Consider the following 24,705-nt stretch of genomic DNA (forward strand, 5'->3'; position numbering starts at 1 on the left):
TTTTCCACATTTTTATTTCAGAAATAAAAAAAGCACATAAAAGTGCCTTTTAAATTAAACTAAAGTGATGGAATAATTCCAATTCCTAATAAAATCACAAGTGTAATTAGGATTCCGTATGACAATGCTAATAAGAAGATAGCAAATCAATTAACTGTACTTTCAGTTCTTTCTGCTGGAACAACTTCTTTAACAACTTCTTGTTCTTCAGCTGGTGTTTGGAATACCATGAAGTGTTGTCTTTGAGCATCGTGTCCAATGAAAATAGCGTAGTGATATTGATCTTTTGGTACAAATCCTACATGTTTATCATTGAATAAAACGTATGAAGTTTTTTGTGCTAATTTGATGTTTCCATTTAATGAGCATACTGAGTAAATGCAGTTTTCAGCAGTGTTTGCTATTTCTGGTTTACCAATTATTTTTGCATCGAATTCTTGCACTGATTTTGTAAGTGAATACATAATTGCTGCAAGTAATTCTTTTAAATCTTCTGCTTTAAGTTCTTTTTCTAATGCTTTAGCAACTTCTAAAACATCTCTAAAATTCTTTTCAATAGCTTTTACGTCTTCTACAGATGTTTCTGTGTAATCTAATTGAGCAACTGTTGAACGCATTTTTCTAGCATAGATTGCTAATACTTTTAGTTGTTCTTCAGTAGGTAAATCTCTTACATAAGCATATTCAATAATTTTATCTTCTACTACTGAAACAACTGGAAGAACAACTTCTTCTTTTTCAACAATCACTTCTTTTGTTGCGTCTTTTTCTAATTTTTCAGATTTTTCTCTTAATTCTTCAATTTCTTTTAGTAATTGTTCTTTATCTGAATCTGAGTCTTGTAATCTCTTGTAAAGTTCTTGTAACTCTTTTTCGTAATCTGTCACGTGTTTTGCTGATAATAATGCTGATAATTCTGCTAGTTTTTTGTTTAATTTTTCGATTTCAATATCTTTAGCTGATTTTTTTCTTTCAATTTTGAAGTCATCATCAACCGGGAAGTATGTTTCAGGATCTTTTAAAATTTTAAAGTCAACAACAGCTTTTAAGTTTTTGCTTGCTTCTTTTTCATTTCTTAATCCTGTTTTAGTATCAATTGCTAATTCTTCAGCTGTAGCATCATATTCTAAACCACCATCGAATTTATCAACATTAAATTCGTAGGCCATAACTTCTTTGTTGCCTCTTAATTCTTTTTCAGCAATGACTAATCCACCTCAAATTTTCTTATCTGTTTGGAATCATGTAGCAGCATCGTATCCTAATGATAAGAATCATGACATAGCATCTTTACGTGACTTAAATAAAGCTAATGGACTTTCTACCTTTGGGTGTTTTAAAGCTCATGGATAATTTTTATCTTTATTTGGTCTATATAAACATTGTAAACGTTTCATTTTTCCTCTTTCTAATAGTTATATTAGCCTTTAGGCTAGTTAAATTATTTTTTATATATAAAAATTATAACCATTTAACACCTTTTTTCTAATATTTTCATATTTTCTGTTTATCCTTGTAAAATAGCACTAAAAGTAACTAAAATGTGGAAAAAATAAAAAAATATTAGGGAATTTTAAAGCAAAATACACTTTTTTAGCTATATGCAAGTTATAAAATGCTAAATTCAGTGGTTTTTTGAATTATATAAACAAACATTTTTTTCTTATGCTTTATTTTTTCAAGTAACTTAAAAAGTTAATTTTAGCTAATAAATAAAAAGTGTTTTATAATTCTATATATGGAAACAAAATTATTATATAAAGTAGGACAAGTTGTAACAGCAAAAGTTACAAGAACGGGCAGCAAGTTTGCTTTACTAGAAGATAAGAATAATAGTAAATTTATCATTTATAAAAATGAAGTAACTGATTTTTACAAAATGCAAGTTTATGATATTTTACAAGTAAAAGATATCGTAAACTTTGTTGTAATTGGGTACGATCAAAACACCAATCAATATATAGGATCATTTAAAAGAAATCACCCCAACTTTTTAAAAAGTGACCAATATTTTAGTAATAGCAAGAATCGAAGAAATGAATTAAAGGAAACGAAAAATGGTTTTGCTAATTTAAGAGAATTTACTTTATCTTATATAGAACCTGAAGCTGATAAAAAAGTAGTTCTGAAAACAGAAACCACAAATATTAAGGAATAATTATGTCTTTAATATCAATTAAAACTAAATATTATCAAGAAAAAAACACCATAAATCAAGAGACTCAAGTTGCAAGTGACATAATTGCAAAAGTAAAATCGCTCAACTTTAAAGGCTCTTCTTTTTTAGGCTTTGATGATATTGCATTAAATTTTAAAATCAATGGGATTGATCGCATTGTAGATTTTTGCAATAAACTTTATCGAAGAAAAACTAATACATTAATTATTTGGTGTAAGAAAGAAAGCCAAATTGCCATTAACGCTGCTTTGCAATTTATATTCGGAGCAAGTGACTATCATAAAAACAATAAGATTGAATTAGTTTTTATTAATGAGCAGTCACCCGAACACATTGTTTCTAAAATTATTAATCATTATTTAAATATAAATCAGCAAGATAATATTGCTTTACTCTTTTTAGATTCGCTTGGATATGATGATAATCAACAAGCTGCTGTAAAAAACTTTATTTCTAAATTTAACTATCAATCTAGTGAATTTTTAATAAAAAAATCTATTTATTTCATTGGAAGAAAGAATATTTTTAGAACAATTGACAATATTTCAATACCAAGGGAAAATGCTTTTTTCGTTTCAAATGATATTCATTCAGATTATGCTCTATTGAGTGAAATTGGTTTAATTTTACTTGCAACTCAAGGTGTAAATATTGAAAAAGTTATTGCAGGTTATACTGATGCAAATAAGAATATTCTTAATCCCGACGTCTACTTTAATAATGCTTTAAAATTGGCTCTTTATCTAAATGAGAACGATACAAAAAATAGTCCAGCTGGGTTTATCAATTTAAATATAGCTTATGACCTATTTTTAGATAAATATGTTCATTTTTTTGCAGAGTCTTTTAACAAAATTACACTTGAAGAAAATATCTTAAATCAAGCTGTATTATTCCCTAATGATATACCATGACAAGCTGAAGATATATTATCTGGGCTACGTAATAAATTTATTTTATTTTGAACATTAAAACAAAGATTTTTTGATTATCAATTATCATCAAACATCGAAAATGATGACTTAATCGATCAACTCAAGAGTTATACAATTAACCAATTTAATGAGAAATCTTATGATGTATTTTTAAACTATTTAACTAGTTTTAATGATGATGTTAATACTATTGAAATTGTGATCGAAAACAATAGTGAAGAAGCCTTAGGTGAGTTAATTTCTCTTTGTTATTGAGCCAAAATATTCTATTGCATCATAAATGATATAGATCCATTTAAATAAAAAAATATTAGATTTTAGTGCGCTAATACCCAAAAAAGTATTAGCGCTTTTTATTTTCTATTTTCTTTTATCCCTTAAATTCAGCAGTCTTAGTATATAAAACCATTTCCATGCCGCAGTAATATAAAATTGTATTTTTATGATACTATTTATTTATAAATAAATAAATACCTATGTAAAGGGGAAATTATGAAGAAAAATAAATTAGTAACATCAACAGCAAGCCTAATTGCTTTTATCGGAGCTAGTGCCTTAACTGTTGCATGTAAGGCGCCAGGTTCATCTCGTAGCATTGATGCTGATGATCCTGTTGGTGGAAAATATGGTAATAACCCAGGCGGGCCAGCAATTAAGCCTATTGACCCTGGTAAAAATCCACTTCCAGAAGTTAAACCCGAACCAATCCCAGCACCTAAGACTGAAATACCCGCTACACAATTAAGAGGTGTCTCTCCAGCATTTATTCAGGCTGATCAAAAAATCAAGCTTGTTGCTTTAGGTGATTCTATCACTGCTGGATTTGATGGTGGTCTATTACAAGATTATCCAGGTGAAATGGTTAATGGCCAAATAGAAGGAGCTTCATACCCTGCCTTTTTAGCACAACTTTTAAATCAAAATAACCGTGTCGAAAGCTTTGGAAACTATGCTGCTTCAGGAGCTAGAGCAATTGATTGAATTATGATGCTTGGAGCTAACTATCAAAACCCATACAGCGATAATCCAACTTGAGAAAAATTAGATCAAACATTCGCAGGTAGAAGAGGCTTTGGAAATTTCAAAGCTGGCTACGCTAAAGAAGTGGCTCAAGAAACCATCACAGCTTTAAAAGATGCAAACTTAGTAACCTTAAGCATTGGTGCTAATGACTTCTTCTACTTACTTACTAAACATTTAACTCAAGCTAATCCAATGAAAATTATCAATGAGTTAAAGAAGCCAAATCCTGATTACTTGTTAATTTATAAATTTGTTAATGATGCAATTAAAACAACTATCCCTGAAGTTGCAACTCGTGTGAAAATTTTAATTAATCGTGTTAGTGAATTAGCACCACATGCTAATATTAACATAGTAACTTACCCAATGCCTATGTCAGGTCTTAAGAAGTCTCTAGATGATTTCATTCAAAGTTTAATTAAAACTAATCTTCCTATCGATCCTGTAGTTGTGTTACTTGATCAAATTAACTTGCCATTTAAACAAGTTGATGAACTATTAAATCAAGAATTCGGAAATAAAAATCGTGTAAGTATTGTTAATGCTTATAATTCAAAATATTGAAGTTCACATTCAGCTGACTTGTCAGATGTTTATTTTGACATTCACCCTAATACAAATGGATATAAAAAATTAGCACTTGACATGTATCTTAAAATGACAAACCCAAGTGTTAATATTGCAAATTACGACCCTAATTTTGACCTTAATAAAGCCTTTATTGAGAGCGATGCTTTAACATTAAAATATGAAATTGCAGTTGAACAAAGCCCAGTTGAAGTAATTGGTAATAACACACAGGCTTATTTAGAAAAAAGTACTCCATTTTTAGATAAAATTAACAAAACTCGTTCTCCATATAACTATGGAGAAAGACTGCTTAGAATGTCTCAAACATTTAAAAATATTACTGTTGAAACTATTTTAGCACTCACTTCAAGTGCATTCTACAAGCAACTAGATCCTGAAGGAAAATTAGCTGAATTAATTTTAGATAGTGAAAATAATGGTAAAAATGGTTTTGAATCAATTGTTCAAGAAATTATTGATGAAAAGATTTTACAAAAGATTATGGGAGATTTTCAGGCTGAATTAACCAAGCGTAATAAAGCTGGGGTTTTAAAATTAAGCGATATCCCTAACATTTTTGTCAAAAGTGCACTAACAGATGATAATTTATTTAGACTTATTAAAGCTTTAGCTAAAAGTAACTTTATTAATCACAACAAAGCAGGATTAGGGGATGCTCTAACCACTGTGATTGATAATTTATTTAAAAAGAATCAAGACTTTATTGCCCAAACTATTGTTAAAGGAATTAAGCCAAGCTTAGATAAGGCTCAAATTGCTACTAGTGATGTTGAAAGTTTAATTAAAACTATTATTTCATCTTCACAACTAAATCAAATTATTAATGCTTTAATAAAAACTTTTATTTCTAATTCAGATCAATTCCAAACTGTTAATAACTACCCTGAATTAATTAAAGCTTTCTTAAGTGATGAAGCAAATATTAAACAAGTTGCTAGCTCACTTTCAACTTTTGCTTGAAATATTTTAAATAATCCAACAATTAAGACCACTTTACAAGATATTGTATGAAAATTAATTAATCAATACCACGTAAATAATGATCTTAGCCAAGAACAGTCTAATGCCTTTGTTTCAAGTTTACTTGACAACCTTACTCAATTTAAAGGAGATAAAACTGATCAGTTTATTACTAATTTCATAACTCAATTCTTAATCGAATTAAAAAACACTGAATTTAATAAACTTGATATTGCTTTAAATAAAGCATTTACAAATGCATTAAACAATTTACTTGGAAAAGAAGATGTTCAAATAACTATTTCTCCATACAAAGCAATTGATGTTTTAGTAAATTCAAATCTTATTGAGTCTAACAAAGCTTTCATTAAACAATTGTTACATAATATAATTGAACAAACTCCAAACCTCAAGCTTGGTAATGCTATATATTCAATGCTACCAGCTAGTGCAAAAAGCTTTATTGCTCAAGATGGATTCAATACATTATTTAATGTTTTAATCACTAATGAACATTCAAATGCTATTTTAATTAGTGTGCTTGATAATTTAATTGATAAATTTAACACTTTAAAAGATAGTAATGATCTTGGAACATTAATAGCTAATGTTTTAAAAACTCAAGATTTAGCTGGATTAAAAACTCATCTAAAAGCCCTTAATAAAGAACTGTTAACTCAAAATTCAATTCAAGATACAATTATCACTCTTTTACGTAAATCATTTGAAAAGATTAAACCAGTAGCTAACCTTAGCGATGATGAAATTTCAAACTTTTTAAAAGACTTTAAGAGTGAAGCATTTAGTTTTATAAATGATCCTCAAATCATTGATCCATTAGTTGATGCTTTATTTGAATGCTTAGATAAGATTAAAAACTCAGCCACTCCATACAATGAACTGAAGGCGTTGCCACAGTCATTATTGGCTTCACTTAAACAAACTGCTTTAAGTGATCCTTGAGTTGTGATTGATAAATTAGTCAAAAGTAAAACATTCACACAAAACAAGGAATTTATCAAGAAACTAATTAGTTACATATTTACTTCGCTAAATGAAAATAATAAATTAGTAGATCAAATTCATTCATTAGCTCAAAACGCAATTGATAAAGCTGCTATCGATACATATGTTGATAAAGGTGAAATTAATGCTTTACTAGATCAAATTTTTAAACTTGTGAAAGTTAACTCATTTATTCCAGCATTAGCTAATTATGCAATCGACCACATTGACTATATTCAACTAGCTAAAAACCCTAATGAGCTACTAGTTAAATTATTTAGTGATGCTACATTTAAAGAATTGATTAAAAATGAAATTCAACCTATTCTTCCACAACTTGTACTTAACCTTAAAGCACCTAAGACAATCTTTAAACTTGTGAAATATTTAGCACAAAGCAACAACATTACGCTTGAAGCTAAATATGATGGGGTTATTCAAAAACTTATTTCAAATGCTCTTGATAGTATTTGAAATAAAGATAAGATAGTTGTATTGATTAATTCAATCTTGCAATCAGCTATCCAAACCAGTGATGTAAATGTTTTTGTCAAAACTTTACCTAGTTTAATTAAAGATAAGATTGAAATTAGTACATTTAACTTATTCAAAGGGTTGCTAGTAGTTCCTCTTGATAAAACTGAACTGGAAACCTATGGAGACTTATTAAATTCTCTTTTTGCTCAGGCTCAAAAACTTGCACAAAGTGATCAACCTAATTTATTAACTAACTTACTAGCAAAGATTTCTCTACCAGAAAGTTTAACTCAATATAATATTACAGCCAGTGATATTACTAAGTTTATAATAAGAGTTTTAAAATCTAACTCTCTTAACAAGCTAGCTAATGCGATTACTACTAGTGTAATTAACAACCAAGAAGCATTGAAAAATGCAACTAACTTCCAAGAATTAGGATTGATTTTCTTAAAAGATGCAACATTTATTACTCAAATAAAAGACATAGCAATAAGAATATTTGCTAAATATGATCAAGTTCCTGAATTTGCAATTGCAAAGAATGCTTTTATTTCGATTGCTGCTAAAGTTTTAAGCACAAATGAAAACACAGCCTGAATTTTTGCTCATCAAAATGATGACCAAAATACCCAACTGAAAGCATTATTAAGTTCAGCATATGACTTATTAATTAAATCACAAGATAAACTTAATATTGTTCAAATTTTATTTAGCGGACTTGAAAAATTTGCTAATGATGGAAATGTAACAGGATACCCTGAATTAGGTAAATATATTGCTAAAGAATTTGCTGCATTATTTACAGGAACAAACTTAGAGCCTAATGTTATTAAACTATTACATTTATTTGGAGATATTTTACTCAAGCAACATGCTAGCTATCTAAAACAAATTATCACGAATATTTATAATAAATTTGCAAGTGACGATAATTTCATTAATCAAATCTATAATCTTTTACCTCAAAATATTCAAGCTCAAGTGGATAAATATGCCACTCATGCTGACATTACTACAATAGTGAAATTTATTTTTAGTAGTCAAAATATCAAAACTATCTTTACTAAACAATTATCAAATGTGCTAACTGCTTATGGTTCATTCGAAAATATCAATAGCTTTAACGATTTACTCAAAACAACATTTATTGCAGTTGACTTTAAGTCAATTAATACTGACGTAACTAACTTTATTGATGCTTTCTTTGCAGATGCTCAAGTAAAAACAGCTTTAATAAATATACTTGATAATGTAGCTCAAAATAAACTTGAACACATCTATGCTCAAGGACTTAAAGAAAATAGTAATTTAACTAAAGAATTTATTACTTCTGTTGTAAATAACTTCTTACCTTTAATTAAAGGGTTAAATTTATATGACAACATTATAGATACACTATTTAACAGTTTAGAACAAGCTAAAAGTGCATCAGATATTACAAGTGAACTAAAAACAATTGCTCCAAAGCTATTAAATGTTGTTTCAGCAGAATTTAAAAAAGACCCAAGCACATTTATTAACAAAATTTTATCTTCTCCAATTGTTGCTCAAAATAATGAATATCTAAAATTAGTAACTAAAATTTTAGTAACCAAATACATCAATTCACCTGAACTTCTTGAACTTATTAATAAGCAACTTCAAGCTAATGAAGCCAAAATTGCCCCTTATACAACAATTCAACACTTACAGGCTTTAGTGGCTAAATTACTTGCTGATAATAATACTTTAGTGATATTACTTGATGCTATTGAAGCTGGATTAAGTGCTAAAGATTTAGGAGAGTTAGTAGTAAACCCAATGGCAGGTACCTACAAACTTGTTCAACAGTCTAATTTATTTACTCATTCGCTTGAGCTTTCTAAATTTATTAAGCTTATTTTAAATAGTGAAACTATTACTGATTTACTTGAAAATCTCATCAACAAGTTCCTAATTAGTAAAAATGTCTTTACAAAAGAAAACACATTCCCACGTGAATTTTATAGTGAAGTTAGAAAAACATTAGTGGCTTTACTTGAGCAAGATCCAAGTTTATTAACAAAATTATTTGCTCTAGCTAAAGAACAATTACCAAACAGTAACTCTTGAATTGACTTAGTAACTAATATTGCTCCTAAATTGAGTTCAATAGTTGATTTAAGCGACTTTAACTTTGTAAAAGTGCTCCTAAATTCAGACATCTGAACCTACAGTGATAAGCTAAATGTCTTTATTGATCGTGTCTTTGCTAGTGAGACTGCTAATAACTTATATGATACTTTCGCAAGCAAACTTGTTGCGTTTTTACCAATAGAACAAATTGCTACAAAACTACATATTACAAACCAAGATAAAATTAATGAATTATTTAATAAACTAGCTGTTTCTAAGCAATTTAAAGCTATCTTGCATGAAACAATTAAAACTATTGTTTCTAATGTCAAAAACACAGCTAATTCAGAATTGGCTTTAAGCGCTGCTAATAACTATAACGATTTAGTTAAAATTTTGGCAAGTAACAATACTTTTATTGCTAAAATTAAGCCTCAAGTGTTAGAAATCATTTCTCAAGCAATTAATCAATTTGGTGTGCTAGATGTTTTAAAAGACATTATTACTCAAGCAGTTAAAAATGATAATGTTGCCTTTATCTTTAAAGATATTGAACCTAACAGATTAGATACTTTAATCAGTAACATCTTGAACTTATACAATATAGTTGACACTAACTTTGGCATTTCTGACTTGCTTTTTGAAACTGTAATAAGTTATATGAAATTACATGGTGCTGACTTAAGCAAATTAAACCTTGGGGCAGCTTTAAGCTCATTATTTAAGGATAAAATTACTAATGATGCTAACCATGAATTTGAACGCAAAATTGTCAAAACTTTTGCAAGCATTTCAGGTTCAAAACTATTTAGTGAAAATAAACCTGAAATCTTACGTATACTCCAAAATATTTTTGGTGATTTAAGTCAAGAATTCCAATTGAGCGATCCTGAGACAATTGCACTTTATGGGAATAAAGGGCCTAAAAAAGCTATTGAATTAACACATTCAATCCTTAAACTTATTCCTCAAGCTACACTAGAAAAAATTTATGCTTTTGTAGATAAGCAAGACTTTGAAAAACTCTTTGTCTTTGTTTTAACAAATTCAAACTTCCAAGGCATAATAACAAAAGGTATTAACAATCTCATAGAGCACATGGAACAATTTAGTTCAGTTGTTTCATATGCTGATATCATTAAGAAAGTAGTTACTTTAGTTGACTTAGATGCATTAAGAAGTGATATAAGCAACTTTATTAATGATTTATTAAGCAATCAAAGTGTTCAACATATTGCTCAAAGTGCAATAATTAAAGGCCTAAAAGCAATTGGAGTTGATACTGACTCTTACTCTGAAGAAAAACTCGCAACCATTCAAGCTTTAAGTCAAAACCTTAAACCATTATTAGACAAAGTTGAATTAATCAATGAAACAATCAGCATTGTATTTGAAGGATTAAAAACTGCTGGTCAAGAAGAAGATTCAGCCCAAGTCATTGCAAAATTTGCTTTAATACCTCAACAAATTACCCATTTAATTGATGAAAAAGTTAAAAAGGATCCTTTAGCTTTTGTAAACAAGATTCTTAACCTTGACTTTATTAAACCTCACTACACGAGCTATATTGAAATTATTCAAGATGTAACATTTGCCTTAATTAAATCAGGTAAGTTACAAAATATTGTAAGTACACAAATTACTTCAGCAAATAGTAAACTTTTTGACTACGTAAACAAACAACACTTTGCTGACTTAATTAACTTTATTCTTGGTGAAGTGAAATCACAAGATGGACAAATTTCAATCAGTCATAATGAAGATATTTTCACTTTATTGTCAGCTTACTTTAATTTAATTAAGAATTCTAACTTCCTTAAAGATGGAAATGAACTGAAATTAGATCCTAATAAATTTATTTCAGTATTAAAAGATTCTCAATTCCAAACTCAAGCTAAAGCAAGCTTAAAATCAATTTTAAATCGTGTATTAGCTTCAAACCAATTTGTACAAGTAGTAGTTGACGCAACTAATGCAGCTGCTAAAATATTCCATATAGACTTAGGCACAGTAAATCGTGATAAGCTAACTCAAGACTTATTATCTGACACAATTAAGTGACTTGAAAGCACTAAATCAATGGATGCTGTTTTAGATATTTTAATCAATACAGCAACACAATTTGCCAACAATGAAAACAAGCCTTGAAAAGAAAGAATAAATCTAGCAATTAAAGACTTATCTAGTCAATTATTAAAGGTCTTTAACTTTAAGAAATATAAATTTGTTCAAGCTTTCTTTGAACAAGCAAATAACTTACCAAAGAATAAAGATGCAATCATTAAATTAGTTGACATTATTTATGATGATATTTCTAAAAGAGATGATGTAATTTATCAAATCATTACTGTTTCAGGTTTAAACAAATATTTAGATCAATTTGATTTAAAATATAATCTTGCCAATAAAGCAGATGATGCTGATGCTAAATCAGGCGAAATTATTGAATTAATCAAAGAAGTATTAAACCTACCACAAGCTAAAGAATTCTTGCATGTAGTACTAGAAGATGTGCTATCAGAACAAAACTGAGCAAAATTTGCTCAAATTAAATTACCAGCAAATTATCAAGATAGTGATCAAAGCACAGAAGCCGATGACCAAGCATATTCTCAATTAATTCAAGCTCTTGTTTCTGATCCTAAATTTAAGCAAGCAGCTGTAGAAGCAATCAGAAAATGAGTTTACCAAATTAATAAGAGCGAAAACTTTGTTAAAGTTCTTTCTAAAGTATTACACAAAATACTTACAATCCTAGATGTTAGTGCATTTAGTGGTAAGTTACCACTAATTAGCCAAAATAAAGGCACTGAATCAATCCCAATTCCTCAAATCACTTCATTGGAATTTGCTCAATTGTTTGATGGGATTACAGACCCTGAACCATTATTAGGTGTTTTAATCAATAACCTTAGTGAATTTGATGCTAACTTAGATTTAATTCCTCAACTATTAGATAGTTTAATTGAATTAGTCAAGGATAAAGGTTTAAACATTTCAACTAGTGACTTTACTAATAAACTTTTAACTTTAGTAAAAACTATTTACAATAATTCAAACTTCCAAGCTAAGGTACTTCAATCACTTAAAGTAAATGCTACAGCAATTAATGAAAAGAAATTACAGCAAGATGTTTACACATTCTTTAAGAATGTTACAAAGTTTGGTACATCAAATATTTCGATTGGAACTATTGTTTGAAATGGTATTCCAAAAGATAGTCCTACAATTGTAAAAATTAAACAAACATTAAGCATTAGTGATGAAGAATTTGATACTATAGGATTAAACTTCAGATTCTTTATTGATCAATTAATGAATAATGATCGGATTCCTGGCTTAGTTGAAAATATTTCAAAATGATATTTAGAAAACCCAGATCAAATTGATGGAATTACAGATTGATTTAATGGACTCCAAAAATACTTAAAAGTTAAGGAAAATGAAGAAACCACTTCAAATGCAATTATTGACTTACTAAAATCAGTCCTAAATGATAACCAATATGCAAGAAATATTGCTCATTTACTAGTGAATAAAGCTCTTGCTTTTGCTGGATTAGACTATAGCACAGATACAGAAGGTAAACAACGTCTTGATAAAATGGTTAACTTATTTGTTGATAATTTAGGAACCTTATTTGAAGAAACAGATATGTTTAAATCAATGATGGCTTCAATTATTAATACAATTAAGTCATCTAATGGATTTAACGACTTTATTTCAAAAGTTGGACTTGTAATCTTTAATGGACTTGAATTTACAGAATTTAAGACAGGTAAAAAATTCCTTAAAGCAAGTTTAATTGCTAATAATAAGGATGATATTGTTAAGATTACTCAAGAATTAATTACTAAACTACTTACCAGTTCAGCAAATGGCAAGAAAGGTAAAATTGAAGAACTTATCCATACCTTTAATGTTGGAAACATATTACTAGATGCCTTAATGTCAAAAGAAAAACAAGCTGAATTAAGTTCACAAGCTCGTGAAAGCATTACAAGTTCTATTAATAATATGTTAGTAGAAGCTGTAGCACAACCTGCACTAGCTAACTTACTAATTGTCTTATTAAAAGATATCTTTGATAGAGTTGATGTATATACAAATAACGAACACAACTCATATTCTTCAATGCTTAGCGAATTATTTAACTCACCTAAGTCAGATGAAATTAAGAATAATATCAAAGAATGATTTAAAGCTATTTTATCTAATAGAGATAATATAATTTCAAAAGGTGTAACCGTTATCCTGCAAAATGTTTTAGCTAATGCATTACAAATTAACCTTAATTCACATGATGATTATGAATTAATTAAAAATGTTGCTAATGGCTTATTTAAAACTATTGTTGATTCTAAAGAACTCGATGAAGCTGTAAATGGTATTTATAAATTCATTAAACAAACTAAATTCGAAAAAAGTCCTAACCGGATGAAGGATTTAACTAATGCAGTTATAAAAGGTGCCCTTAGTGTTATTACCACTGAAGATGGAAATAATATTTCCTTATCTAAGATTTTAGATAAAAACGACTTTTTAGCTAAATTATTAGAAAACATTGGTCCTGAAAATTATGCTAAGTTAATTAATCGTTTATTTGATGCAAGTTCATTAGAAAATAATACTGGTATTTACAAAGTACTCAAAGGAATCTTAAACATTACAAATAGCACTAACGCTAGCGAAAATGCCAGTGAATTGGACCGTGCTACAGAAGGACGTAGCGATGAAGGATTACAAAACCAATTGAAATTTGGATTTAAAGTAGATGTAAGTATCTTTAGTGTGCCCGCTAAATTTAAAGCTTTAATAAAAGCCTTATACTACCCATTATTCAAATATCAAATGTCACAAGTTATGTCTGGCAATGTGGATGTAACTGGTGTACAATATATTAAATCCGACGGATATAAAGCTATGTATCGTCTAACAGCTATGCTATTATTACTAGTAAAAGAAAAAGGTAATATTGGTGGAGTATTTTGAAACTGATCAGGAATTTCAATTGAAAGTTTTTACAGAGGTGGAATGGGCGATGCTTATATCGCGATGAAAAATGAAATCCCTGGATTTGAAACAATCCCATCTGATAAGCGTGTAGCAATGGGTGCTATCAAAAATAGCACTTCATATAACAGAGAATTTATATTTGGAAACACTTCATCAAGTACATCACTAAGTAATTATTGATCAGATCAATTATTAGTATATGTATGATGATTCAATGATAAAAGCGCTATGGATAAATATAGTAATCCTAAAGTAACTATTCAACAATCATACTTTGAATCATTAAAACGTGGATACTTAATTCCATTTGGAAAAACTTTAAAATAACACTAAGCCTTCGGGCTTAGTTTTATTTTGACTTAATTGCATAATAAAAGTAGCCCAAAGGCTACCATTATTATTTATTGAAATTATTGTATGCATCAATTTTGAGAAGAGCTTTTTTCAACTTGGTTTCAAGTTTAAGCTTATCAATAGAATCATTGTGTGAGGCTTCTTCGAGTTGACGAAGTAAGTTATCTCTATCTTTAAGAGCTCTTTGAACATCAATATTTTTAACATTTATAATATCATCAGTTATGATATTGATTTTATGAGCATCAGCATAAACTAATCCACCACCAATATAACATTTAATGGTATCTGGATGATTGTCTCATCCAATGGTCAAGTTACCTATTTCAATGTTTGAAAAGAGTGGGGTACGTCCAGCTTGAAGACCAATGTAACCTGAAGCAGTCTTCAAAGTTACAATATTTACATTGCCTTCGTAGAAAATTCCACTTGGCACTGTAATGATTAAATGTACGTTATTATCGCTCATTATAGTCCATTAGCTTCGCTATTTACGGCGTCAGCTTGGATTTCTTGATCTTCTACTTCGTTTGCTTCTGCTGCTTCAAGCTTAGTTTCTTTATGTAGCTTGTTGTAACGTTCAATAACATCATTAATGCTTCCTGCATATCTGAAGATATCTTCTGGATAATCATCCAATTCACCTGAAAGAATAACTTTAAAACTTCTAATTGTTTCAGTTAAAGGCACATATTGACCCTTGATACCTGAGAATTTTTCAGCAACTGTAAATGGTTGTGATAAGAAGTTTCTGATTCTTCTGGCTCTTGCAACGATTTTCTTATCTTCTTCAGATAATTCACCCATACCAAGGATGGCAATAATATCTTGCAGTTCCTTGAATCTTTGTAAAATAGCAACAACTTCTTGTGCTACATTGTAGTGTTCTTGGCCAACAATTAATGGATCTAGTAATCTAGATGAAGAGTTAAGTGGGTCAATAGCTGGGTAAATACCAAGCGCTGCAATACTACGATCAAGAACTGTTTTAGCATCCAAGTGAGTGAATGTTGTGGCAGGAGCTGGGTCAGTTAAGTCATCTGCTGGCACATAAACAGCTTGTACAGATGTAATTGATCCTCTACGTGTAGAAGTAATTCTTTCTTGAAGTGCACCCATTTCAGTTGCAAGTGTTGGTTGGTAACCAACAGCTGAAGGCATACGTCCAAGTAAAGCAGAAACTTCTGATCCAGCTTGGGTAAATCTAAAGATGTTGTCAATGAATAAAAGCACATCTTGGTTTTGTTTGTCTCTGAAATATTCAGCCATTGTTAGCCCTGTAAGAGCTACCCGCATACGTGCCCCAGGTGGTTCGTTCATTTGACCAAAGACTAAAGCTGTCTTGTCAAGAACTCCGGCTGCTTTCATTTCGTGGTAAAGGTCATTTCCTTCACGAGTTCTTTCACCAACTCCAGCGAAAACAGAAAGACCATTGTGTTCTGTAGCAATGTTATTAATCAATTCTTGAACAAGAACTGTTTTACCAACTCCAGCTCCACCAAATAAACCAATCTTTCCTCCCTTAGCATATGGGATTAAAAGGTCAATAACTTTAATTCCGGTTTCTAAGATTTCAGAAGATGTTTTTTGTTCTTCATATGATGGAGAAGGAGCATGAATTGGAGCTTTTTCAACATTTTTTGGAAACTCCATATTATCAATCGGATCTCCAAGCACATCAAACATTCTTCCAAGCACTTCATTTCCAACAGGTACTTCAATTGGAGCACCTGTATCAACTACTTTCATTCCTCTTTGAAGCCCATTAGTTGATACCATTGAAATAGTTCTGGCAGTATCGTCCCCAATGTGTTGTGCAACTTCAAATGTGAATTTTTGTCCTTCGTATTCTAAAGTTAAAGCATTAAGTAAGTGAGGTAATTTACCTTCATCGAATCTAACATCGACAACAGGTCCTAGAATTTGTACTATTGTACCTTCGTTTTTAACCATAATTATCCTCCTTTTTATTATGTAGCATCTGCACCAGCTACGATCTCATTAATTTCTTGAGTAATATTACTTTGACGCTTACGGTTGTATTGTAATCTTAGGTCTTTGATTAAATCGTCAGCGTTCTTTGTAGCATTTTCCATAGCATTTCTACGTGAAGCCATTTCAGAAATTTTTGAACTTGTTCCAAGTCCAAATACCATACTTGCTAGGTAAAGTGGAATTGAGTTTTTAAGTACCACTTCTGAGTTTGGTTCGAATTCTATAGTAGCATTAGCTTGTTGAGTTTTAGTTTCCTTTTTATCAGGAATATCAAATGGGAAAAGCTTTAAAACTACAGCTTCTTGTAATATGTTGTTAATAAATTCTGTGTAGTAGAAGAAAACATTAGCAATTTTCTTATTGCGATATAAATCTAATGCTTTCTTAGCAATCAATGTCCCAATTTCATAAGATACTGATTCACCAATTTCGGTGTATTTTAGCACGATTTGTTCACCTGCTCCCATAGATTGAATCATTGAGTAACCTTTTAAACCAATTACAATAATTTTGTCTTCAGGTTTAATTTTAGTTTTAAGTAACTTAATAATGTTGTGGTTATAAGAACCACAAAGACCTAGGTCAGAAGTCATAACAATATGTAAGTCAGATTTTACTTCTTTATTTTCTGGGAAAATGTTAAAGAAGTCTCTAGGTTCAACATGTGAGATTAATTCATCAAAAGTGTCTTTTAATGAATTTAAGTAAGCATCAACACTAGCAAATTCATTTCTAATTCTTCTTAATTTAGCAGTCGAAACAAGTTGCATAGCATTTGTTATTTTACGTGTATTTGTAACAACTGAAATTCTATTTTTTAAACTATTTAAGTTAGCCATTATTTAACTTCTTTAGTTTCTTCAACTAGATATTTACTTGGAAATGCTTTGTACATTTTTGGATCGTAGTTAGGGATACCTACAATAATATCTTTAACTATCTTAATTAATGCTTGTTCAATAAGTTTGTAGTTTTCTTCACTAATTTTTCCTGTATTTACAATATCAGCATATAGCTTAATTCCTTCTGAATCATTTCTTAAGTAAGCAAGTACATTGTCACGGTAATCGTGGATGTATTCAGCAGGAAGTGGGTTAATAATTCTTTCTTTAACCCCAACTAAAATGATAGCTTGTGCAGGTTGAGAAATAGCGAAGTATTGTTCTTGTTTTAATAATTCATAAACTTTTGCCCCGTGTTCTAGAATGGTCTTAGTTGAATCATCTAAATCTGAACCAAATTGAGCAAAAGCTTGCATTTCATTGTATTGTGCAAGCTCAAGTTTTAATGAACCAACAACTTGCTTCATAGCTTTAATTTGAACAGCTGATCCAACACGAGAAACTGAGAAACCAATATCTACAGCAGGTCTTTGACCTGAGTTAAATAATGCTTCCTTAGTAAAAATTTGACCATCTGTAATAGAAATAACGTTTGTAGGGATATAAGCAGAAATATCACCTTGTTGTGTTTCAATAATTGGAAGGGCAGTAATTGAACCACCACCGTTAGCTTTGTTTAATCTAGCTGCACGTTCAAGTAATTGAGAGTGTAGGTAGAAAACGTCTCCAGGGTAAGCTTCACGTCCAGGTGGACGACGAAGAAGTAGTGAAAGTGTTCTATATGCAATAGCATGTTTTGATAAGTCATCATACACTATTAAAACGTCTTCTCCACGAGACATTCAATATTCAGCAATAGTTACTCCTGTATATGGAGCAATATATTGTTGAGGTGCAAGTTCACTAGCTCCAGCTACAACAATAGTTGTATATTCTAAAGCACCGAACTCATTTAATTTGTTTACAATTTGAGCAACTGTTGAATTCTTTTGTCCAACCGCAACATAAACACATTTAACATTTTTATCTTTTTGATTAATAATTGTGTCAATTGCAATTGCAGTTTTACCAGTTTGTCTATCACCGATGATTAATTCACGTTGTCCCTTACCAATTGGAATCATAGTATCAATTGCAATGATACCTGTTTCAAGAGGTTGGTTAACTTCTTCACGAGTCATAACACCAGGTGCAACTTTAAAGATTTCACTAGTTACTGTATTAGCAATTGGACCTTTACCATCAATTGGTTGTCCAAGTGCGTTAACCACACGTCCAAGTAATGCATCACCAACGTTAACAGAAATAACTTTTCCAGTTCTTTTTACTGTATAACCTTCAGATACTGAGTTAGCGTTACCAAATAGTGCAACCCCAACTGTTTCTTCTTCAAGGTTAAGAGCTAAACCGTAAACACCATTTTGGAATTCAACGATTTCACTATTACGAACTTTGTTAAGTCCTGAAACAACAGCGATACCATCACCAATTGAGATAACTTGACCAATTTCTGATCTATCTGCAGTTTTACCCATGTTTTCGATACGATCTTTGATAATTGCAGATATGTCATCTAATCTAATAGCCATTTATTACACCTCCTTTTCATTTTCTTTTTTGATAATTTCATTCTTGATTTTTGTTAAATCATGTAATAAGTTCATTTCTAAAACTTCTGTTTTTGAAATGATTTGGATTCCACTAATCAAGTTAGGATCAACTTCATTTTTTAGTACAACTGTTCTCCGCGTTACACTTTGAACTTTTTGTCTAATTGCATCAAGTTGTGCTTCTGAAAGTGGAAAAGCAGAACGGACGATAGCGAACCGAATTTTTAATTCGTTATTTGATAATTTTAAGTATTCAACAATAATTTTAATAATGTAAGAAGTCATTCTTCTTTGAACAATAACTTTTAAAGTATTGCGAATAATAACATCAAAATCTTTAAAGGCTAAATCAATAGTCTTAAATCTTTCTTCTTCAGCAATTAAGTCATTTCCTAAATATGCAGCAAATTTTGGATTTGTTACAAAGACTTCTTTAACAGCTTCAAATTGAGGTTGAATTTCCTTAAATTTATCTTGTTCTTTAACTAAATCGTATATGGCCACAGCATAAGCTGAGACATTTCTTTTTACATACATCTAATTAAAGTTCCTCAGGGGATTTATTAGAATTTAAAAACTTATCAATAATTTCGGTTTGCGTTTCGGGAGTAATTTCTCTCTTTAGAATCTTTTCTGCTAAGTCTGTGGCAACTGTCACAATGTATTTTTTGGCATTTGAATCAAATTCGCGTTTTTGTGAAGCGATATCTTGAGATGTTTCTTCAAGTAAACGTTTTGATTCTGCCTTAGCTTTTTCAGTATATGAATGTGATACTTCGCTAGCTTTTATTTTTGCTTTAGTTATTATAATATCAGCTTGCTTATGTGCTTCTTGAAGTTTGTTGTTAGCTTCAAGTTTAGCTTTTTGACTTAATTCTTTTTCTTTGATAGAATCATCAATGTTACCTTGAATAAAGTCAGCTCTTCTTTTCATCATTTTCTTAACTGGTTTATATAATAATCAAGTTAAAATAGCGAAAACAATAGCAAAGGCAAGTATTGTTGCAATCATCATTGGGACACTTGGAATTAAATTTGCGAATTTTTCAGTAATCCCATCTTTTGCTGCGTGTGGTGTATCTATTTGTGAATAGTTTCTAGCAGCAACTGATACAACATTTGTAATAGTATTAATCATTGTAGTCTACTTACTATTTTAAGAATAGTAATAATAAAGCAACGATGAAAGCATAAATAGCAGCAGTTTCAGCAATCCCAGCACCGATAATTAACATAAGACGAATTTTAGATTCAGCTTCTGGATTTCTACCAACAGCTTCTGCAGCTTTACCAGCAGCGTAACCTTGTCCAATTCCTGTTCCAAGAACACCAATTGCAGCAAGTCCAGCTCCAAGTGCAGCTAGTCCAGTTGTTAATGCACTACCTGAAGTAACAGCTTCTTTAACTGGTTCAGTTTGAGTGCTTTGAGTAGCTGTATCTAATAATTTTGTAACTGTTTCAATCATGTTATTCTCCTTTTATTTTAGTATATAGCTTGTAGAGAAGTTCATTCCTCAGCTTTTTCACTTAATGTTTCTTTAGCCTTTTTATCTTTCTTGCTTCCTTCTTCTCCAGAAGCTTCTACAACTCAGTAAACTGCAGTTAGTAGTGTAAAGATATATGCTTGTAAGGTTGAACCAAACAAGTCGAAATAGAAGTGTAATGCAGGTGATACAAGTAAAGCTAAAAAGTATCACTCATGGTTGCCAGCTCCTATCCCAGGAATTAAGGTTCAGAAATATCCAAATAGTGAGTAAACTAAGAAAATAACTGTAGTTCCACCTATAACATTCCCATAAATACGGAAACTTAAGGAAATAAGAGGCGAAACTTTTCCTGGTAAATCTAATGGATTTATAAAACTCTTTAAGTATCTTACTTTTTGATATATAGCACCAACTATAAAAATTCCAAGTCAGCTCATTAAAGCTAAAGTAAATGGAATTGAGTATGATGTTACTATCGGTTCAAGACCAATCATAGCTGTTAGGTTACCAACAAGAATAAATGTAGCCAATGTAAAAATGTATAAGCGTGATTTTTGAATCTTATCTCCACCTGTAGTGTCATCAAATGTATTGTCAATTAAGCAAACATATGCTTCAGCAATCTGAGCAACACCCTTAGGTGCTTGATCTTCTTTAACACGACTAACTTTTACATAGACAATTATGCTTATTATTAAAATAACAACAACAGTAACCACTAGAGAAAGTAGTTGTGGCTGGTTTCAAGCCATAAAGTCCATTTTCATAACAAGCCTCCTTCCTTTTATTTTTGCAAGCTTATTGTAATCTGTGCAAGAATGATTGCAACAAAGCTTGTGAGCAGACCACCTAAAAATGCAAATAAGTTAATTGGACGATCAACCATTTGTAATAAGGTGTAAGGTTTGTTTATTTTAGGTTCTAGATGTTCTAAATGTGAACAGTTAATTGTAATCATTAAATAAATGATTAAAGCAACTATTGCAAAATATAATGTTGTTTTCAAAATAAAAAGTGCATACAATTTAAATTTCTTATTTCTTAAAACAAAATAAGAAATTATTCAATTTAATTTAAAAAAGACATACATTAATAGAGCACCTAATGCATATCCGAAAAATAATCCATAATTAACAGGAATTAAACACAACATAACTAAAATAATTAATAAAAAAATTACCGTAAAGAAAATATCGTATAGTTGTGTAAATTTCCTATTTTTAAGTATTTTTCTTACGAATTGCATATTTGTATTTTAATACTTTTTTAAACTCATAAACATTTTTTTTATTTTTTTATAAATATTCTATTTATAAGTTTTTAAGGCATTTGCTAAAGCGCAATTTTGCCTTGCTAAAACTTGCTAAATAGCCTTAAATAAATTCCTGTTCCACATTGTTCCACATTTCTTTCGCCTATAAATTAAGGACTTTTGGCATAAAAAAGTCTATCTAGCAAAGTAGATAGAACTAATTTTAAAGGTTTTTAGCAATCTTTAGCAATTCGATAAATAAAGCATTGGCTGCTGGATCATATATATCAGAAGAAGATAATGCATAAAAGAAATTGGAATATTGTTTATATTCTTTATCATTAATTATTTGCTTTTTAACAAAGAAATATAAACCAGCATTATCTTGATTGATTGTACCTAACACTAATTCGTTTTGATCTGTTGAAAGTTTTTTAATTTCCTTGTTTTTGGATATAAAGTAAAGCTCATAATTTGGATCTTTTTTATAGTTTATTAATTGTAATGTTACTGGGCTTTTTTCCCAACCAAGCTTATTACTATAATTTGAAGTTTGGTAAGTATTATTGAAATAAATTGCAAGTGAATCGTCATATTGTTGTGCAGCAAAATTTAGGAATATAGGCTCAGTTTCAAAATAGTTTGAATCGTTTAAATTATAGTAATATCTAAATTTTAAAAACTGAACACCATCTTTAATGATATCTTTTGTAATTTTTAAATTTGCAATTGGGATATTTTTAGCTAATTCATTATATTGCCCTTCTTTAGTCATACTTCCCATAATCGAAACATAAACTAAAGAATTTTTAGCATGTGCAATTTGCTCTAAATTTTGGTAAACAATTGGACTCATTGTTATGCCATATTGTTCAAATGAATCCTTAGGTTTATTAATAACGGTGTTTTGTTTACTATTCCACATAAGATTATTTATATTATTGGCTTTTTCTTTATATTGGTTGGCTAATTTTATAATTAAATTTTTAGCAATAGTTAAATCAACCTTGTCAATATTTTGAATGCAATATTCAATCAAATTATTAAATTCTATTTTATCTGAAATACTAATTTGTCCAGGTAAAGCACCAATAACATATGAGTTAATATCCACTTGTTGTAATTTAGCAAAATTAATAAAATCTTGTTTAATTTGTTCTGGATTAAATGAGGTTTGATAAAAAGCTTTTTGCTCATCAGTCATTTCTAGTTTATGATATTGAGTTGAAAAGTTTAAACTGTAGAATATTCCTTCTTCATTGGCATAAAAGTTAGTAATGTAATAATTGTTGATATTAGGAATTGTAATTTTAATAAACTTTTTATTATCATTGTTTACAACTAAGTAAAAGGCTTTTTGGGTAGTACTATATTTAGACTTAAAATTATTGGCCACGAAGATAAATTTATCTTTATATGAACCAAATAAATTATCAGTTCGTTCAATTGTTGCATTATTCATTGAAGCTTGGATTTCAGCAACTGCAGTTGCATCATCGGTAACATTATAAAAATCAACTTCACTTGGGATATTAGAATTTAAATCTTGAGAAATAAGCATTTTATATAATCCATCTTTACGTTTTACAGAACGTAAAGCATAAAATTTTCCATTATAAAACTCATAAGCAGAACGATTGTCAATTATATCCCCTGCTGCACGTTGTAAAATATAATTATACATATATCCATTTTTGAATACCGGAGATAAAACTTCATGTTTATCTTCATTTATCTGATATTCATATGGTCCTACAGCATATTTAACATTATCATTTTTCTTATTAAATAAATCAGGCCAAGGCAGTGAAAAGAATTCACCATTACTAAATTGTGCTTGATTTAAGGGTTCATTGTAGCTTTTTCCTATTGGTAAAAGAAATTCATGATACGAAATATCATTTTGAGGCGAATAAGCAATTGGAGTCTTTTGATAAATTAATCTAGATGCTTTTGCTCAGGTAGCATCAGATAAATATCACATAGGTTGGCTTGTACCTGGCATTTGTAACTTGATATAAGCAACTTCATGCGATTCATTATGATATCTAGGATCAACAAATCCTTCCCCAGTTACAATTGGCATTGCTGTTACACCAACAATATTAAGGAGCAATGAATATAAATGAGCATAATTAGCACATACCCCTGATTGAGTTAATACAGCATTTTCAATACTTATCAAAACATCTTTCAGTACATATTTTAAATATGATGATGTGTATTTTCAAAGCACAAAAGCTTTATCATAATCTTTCATACCAGGTTTAATAAGTGCTATTCCATTTTTAATAAAATTATTGAAACTTTCTTTGTATGTAGATTGTCCCTGTCAGTCAAAAGCTATTAATGGACGATAAATCTTTAATGCATACTGCTTATCTTGACTAATTTTAAATTTTAAGCTAACATTTGAAACTGAATAATATGGAAAGTATTTTCAATTTTCATAAAATCATTCACTATAAGCATAAGCTAGCAAATTAGTATTAATCTTTCGATCACCAAAATCATATTCATAAATATTGTTACTTGCAACAATATAATTAAACATATCTTTTAAATCTTCTTTAGTTATCTCATTGTCAGATTTATGAACCAATGGGACTGTGCCATAATTAAATGAACTGCTAGTTGGATTTAATGTTGCTGGATTTACAATTCTTGAAAATGAATCAAATTTAGATGTATTTAAATGAAAAAGGTTCGCTTCTTTAGCTGCTTGTAAAAGAGAAGCTTCTGAAGCAATCTGGGTTTTGTTTCCTTCACCGGACTCAGTATCTTTATTTACTGATTGAGGGTCATTGTCTTTCTTAGAAGTGCTCTCTCCTTCGTCTTTTCCTTCGTCTTTTCCTTCGTCTTTTCCTTCGTCTTTTCCTTCG

13 protein-coding genes and 1 pseudogene are annotated in these 24,705 nt (G+C 29.8%); 3 read left to right on the forward strand and 11 right to left on the reverse strand.

The features are described from left to right. Nucleotides 1-59 precede the first annotated feature (59 nt). Nucleotides 60-1,397, reverse strand: a complete 1,338-nt coding sequence (locus ACNQ12_RS03400) for an MAG3090 family protein (protein ID WP_416754910.1) — start codon at nt 1,395-1,397, stop codon at nt 60-62. Between the two features lie 341 nt (nt 1,398-1,738). Between ACNQ12_RS03400 and ACNQ12_RS03405 the strand changes: the two genes are divergently transcribed. The 3 genes from ACNQ12_RS03405 (at nt 1,739) to ACNQ12_RS03415 (ending at nt 14,610) form a co-directional block, all read left to right on the forward strand. Continuing rightward, nucleotides 1,739-2,158, forward strand: coding sequence for a S1 domain-containing protein (locus tag ACNQ12_RS03405; RefSeq protein WP_416754908.1), 420 nt, complete (start codon nt 1,739-1,741; stop codon nt 2,156-2,158). A gap of 2 nt (nt 2,159-2,160) precedes the next feature. After that, nucleotides 2,161-3,417 (forward strand): hypothetical protein, encoded by a 1,257-nt coding sequence (locus ACNQ12_RS03410; protein WP_418019428.1) that lies wholly within the window; start codon nt 2,161-2,163, stop codon nt 3,415-3,417. Between the two features lie 189 nt (nt 3,418-3,606). Beyond that, nucleotides 3,607-14,610, forward strand: coding sequence for an SGNH/GDSL hydrolase family protein (locus ACNQ12_RS03415; protein WP_418037295.1), 11,004 nt, complete (start codon nt 3,607-3,609; stop codon nt 14,608-14,610). 70 nt (nt 14,611-14,680) lie between these two features. Here the strand turns inward: ACNQ12_RS03415 and atpC are convergent, their stop codons facing one another. The 10 genes and pseudogenes from atpC to ACNQ12_RS03465 all read right to left on the reverse strand — a co-directional run. Continuing rightward, complete coding sequence (atpC, locus tag ACNQ12_RS03420) at nt 14,681-15,106, reverse strand: ATP synthase F1 subunit epsilon (RefSeq protein WP_416754903.1); 426 nt, start codon at nt 15,104-15,106, stop codon at nt 14,681-14,683. Nucleotides 15,107-15,204: 98 nt separating this feature from the next. Then, nucleotides 15,205-16,590: pseudogene (atpD, locus tag ACNQ12_RS03425) on the reverse strand (F0F1 ATP synthase subunit beta); the annotation flags it as partial. A 17-nt stretch (nt 16,591-16,607) separates the two neighbouring features. Then, a complete protein-coding gene (gene atpG, locus ACNQ12_RS03430) occupies nt 16,608-17,471 on the reverse strand; it encodes an ATP synthase F1 subunit gamma (protein ID WP_416754902.1) in 864 nt (287 codons plus the stop codon). Further along, nucleotides 17,471-19,063, reverse strand: a complete 1,593-nt coding sequence (gene atpA, locus ACNQ12_RS03435) for a F0F1 ATP synthase subunit alpha (RefSeq protein ID WP_418019175.1) — start codon at nt 19,061-19,063, stop codon at nt 17,471-17,473. The genes atpG and atpA overlap by 1 nt, the downstream gene beginning before the upstream one ends. A gap of 3 nt (nt 19,064-19,066) precedes the next feature. Next, entirely contained in the window at nt 19,067-19,621 is a 555-nt protein-coding gene (atpH, locus tag ACNQ12_RS03440; RefSeq protein WP_416754899.1) for an ATP synthase F1 subunit delta, read from the reverse strand. Nucleotides 19,622-19,625: 4 nt separating this feature from the next. Further along, nucleotides 19,626-20,222 (reverse strand): F0F1 ATP synthase subunit B, encoded by a 597-nt coding sequence (gene atpF / locus ACNQ12_RS03445; protein WP_416754897.1) that lies wholly within the window; start codon nt 20,220-20,222, stop codon nt 19,626-19,628. A 13-nt stretch (nt 20,223-20,235) separates the two neighbouring features. Then, entirely contained in the window at nt 20,236-20,550 is a 315-nt protein-coding gene (gene atpE, locus ACNQ12_RS03450) for an ATP synthase F0 subunit C (protein ID WP_416754895.1), read from the reverse strand. 17 nt (nt 20,551-20,567) lie between these two features. Further along, entirely contained in the window at nt 20,568-21,338 is a 771-nt protein-coding gene (locus ACNQ12_RS03455; protein WP_416754894.1) for a F0F1 ATP synthase subunit A, read from the reverse strand. A gap of 17 nt (nt 21,339-21,355) precedes the next feature. After that, nucleotides 21,356-21,817: a hypothetical protein gene (locus ACNQ12_RS03460; protein WP_416754893.1), complete on the reverse strand. Its 462-nt coding sequence runs from the start codon at nt 21,815-21,817 to the stop codon at nt 21,356-21,358. A gap of 229 nt (nt 21,818-22,046) precedes the next feature. After that, a partial coding sequence (locus ACNQ12_RS03465; protein WP_418037297.1) for a hypothetical protein occupies nt 22,047-24,705 on the reverse strand: 2,659 nt, incomplete at its 5' end.

Origin of the sequence: Mycoplasma paraquilae (genome assembly GCF_048284415.1) — a bacterium.
Classification (GTDB): Bacteria; Bacillota_I; Bacilli_A; order Mycoplasmatales; family Metamycoplasmataceae; genus Mycoplasmopsis.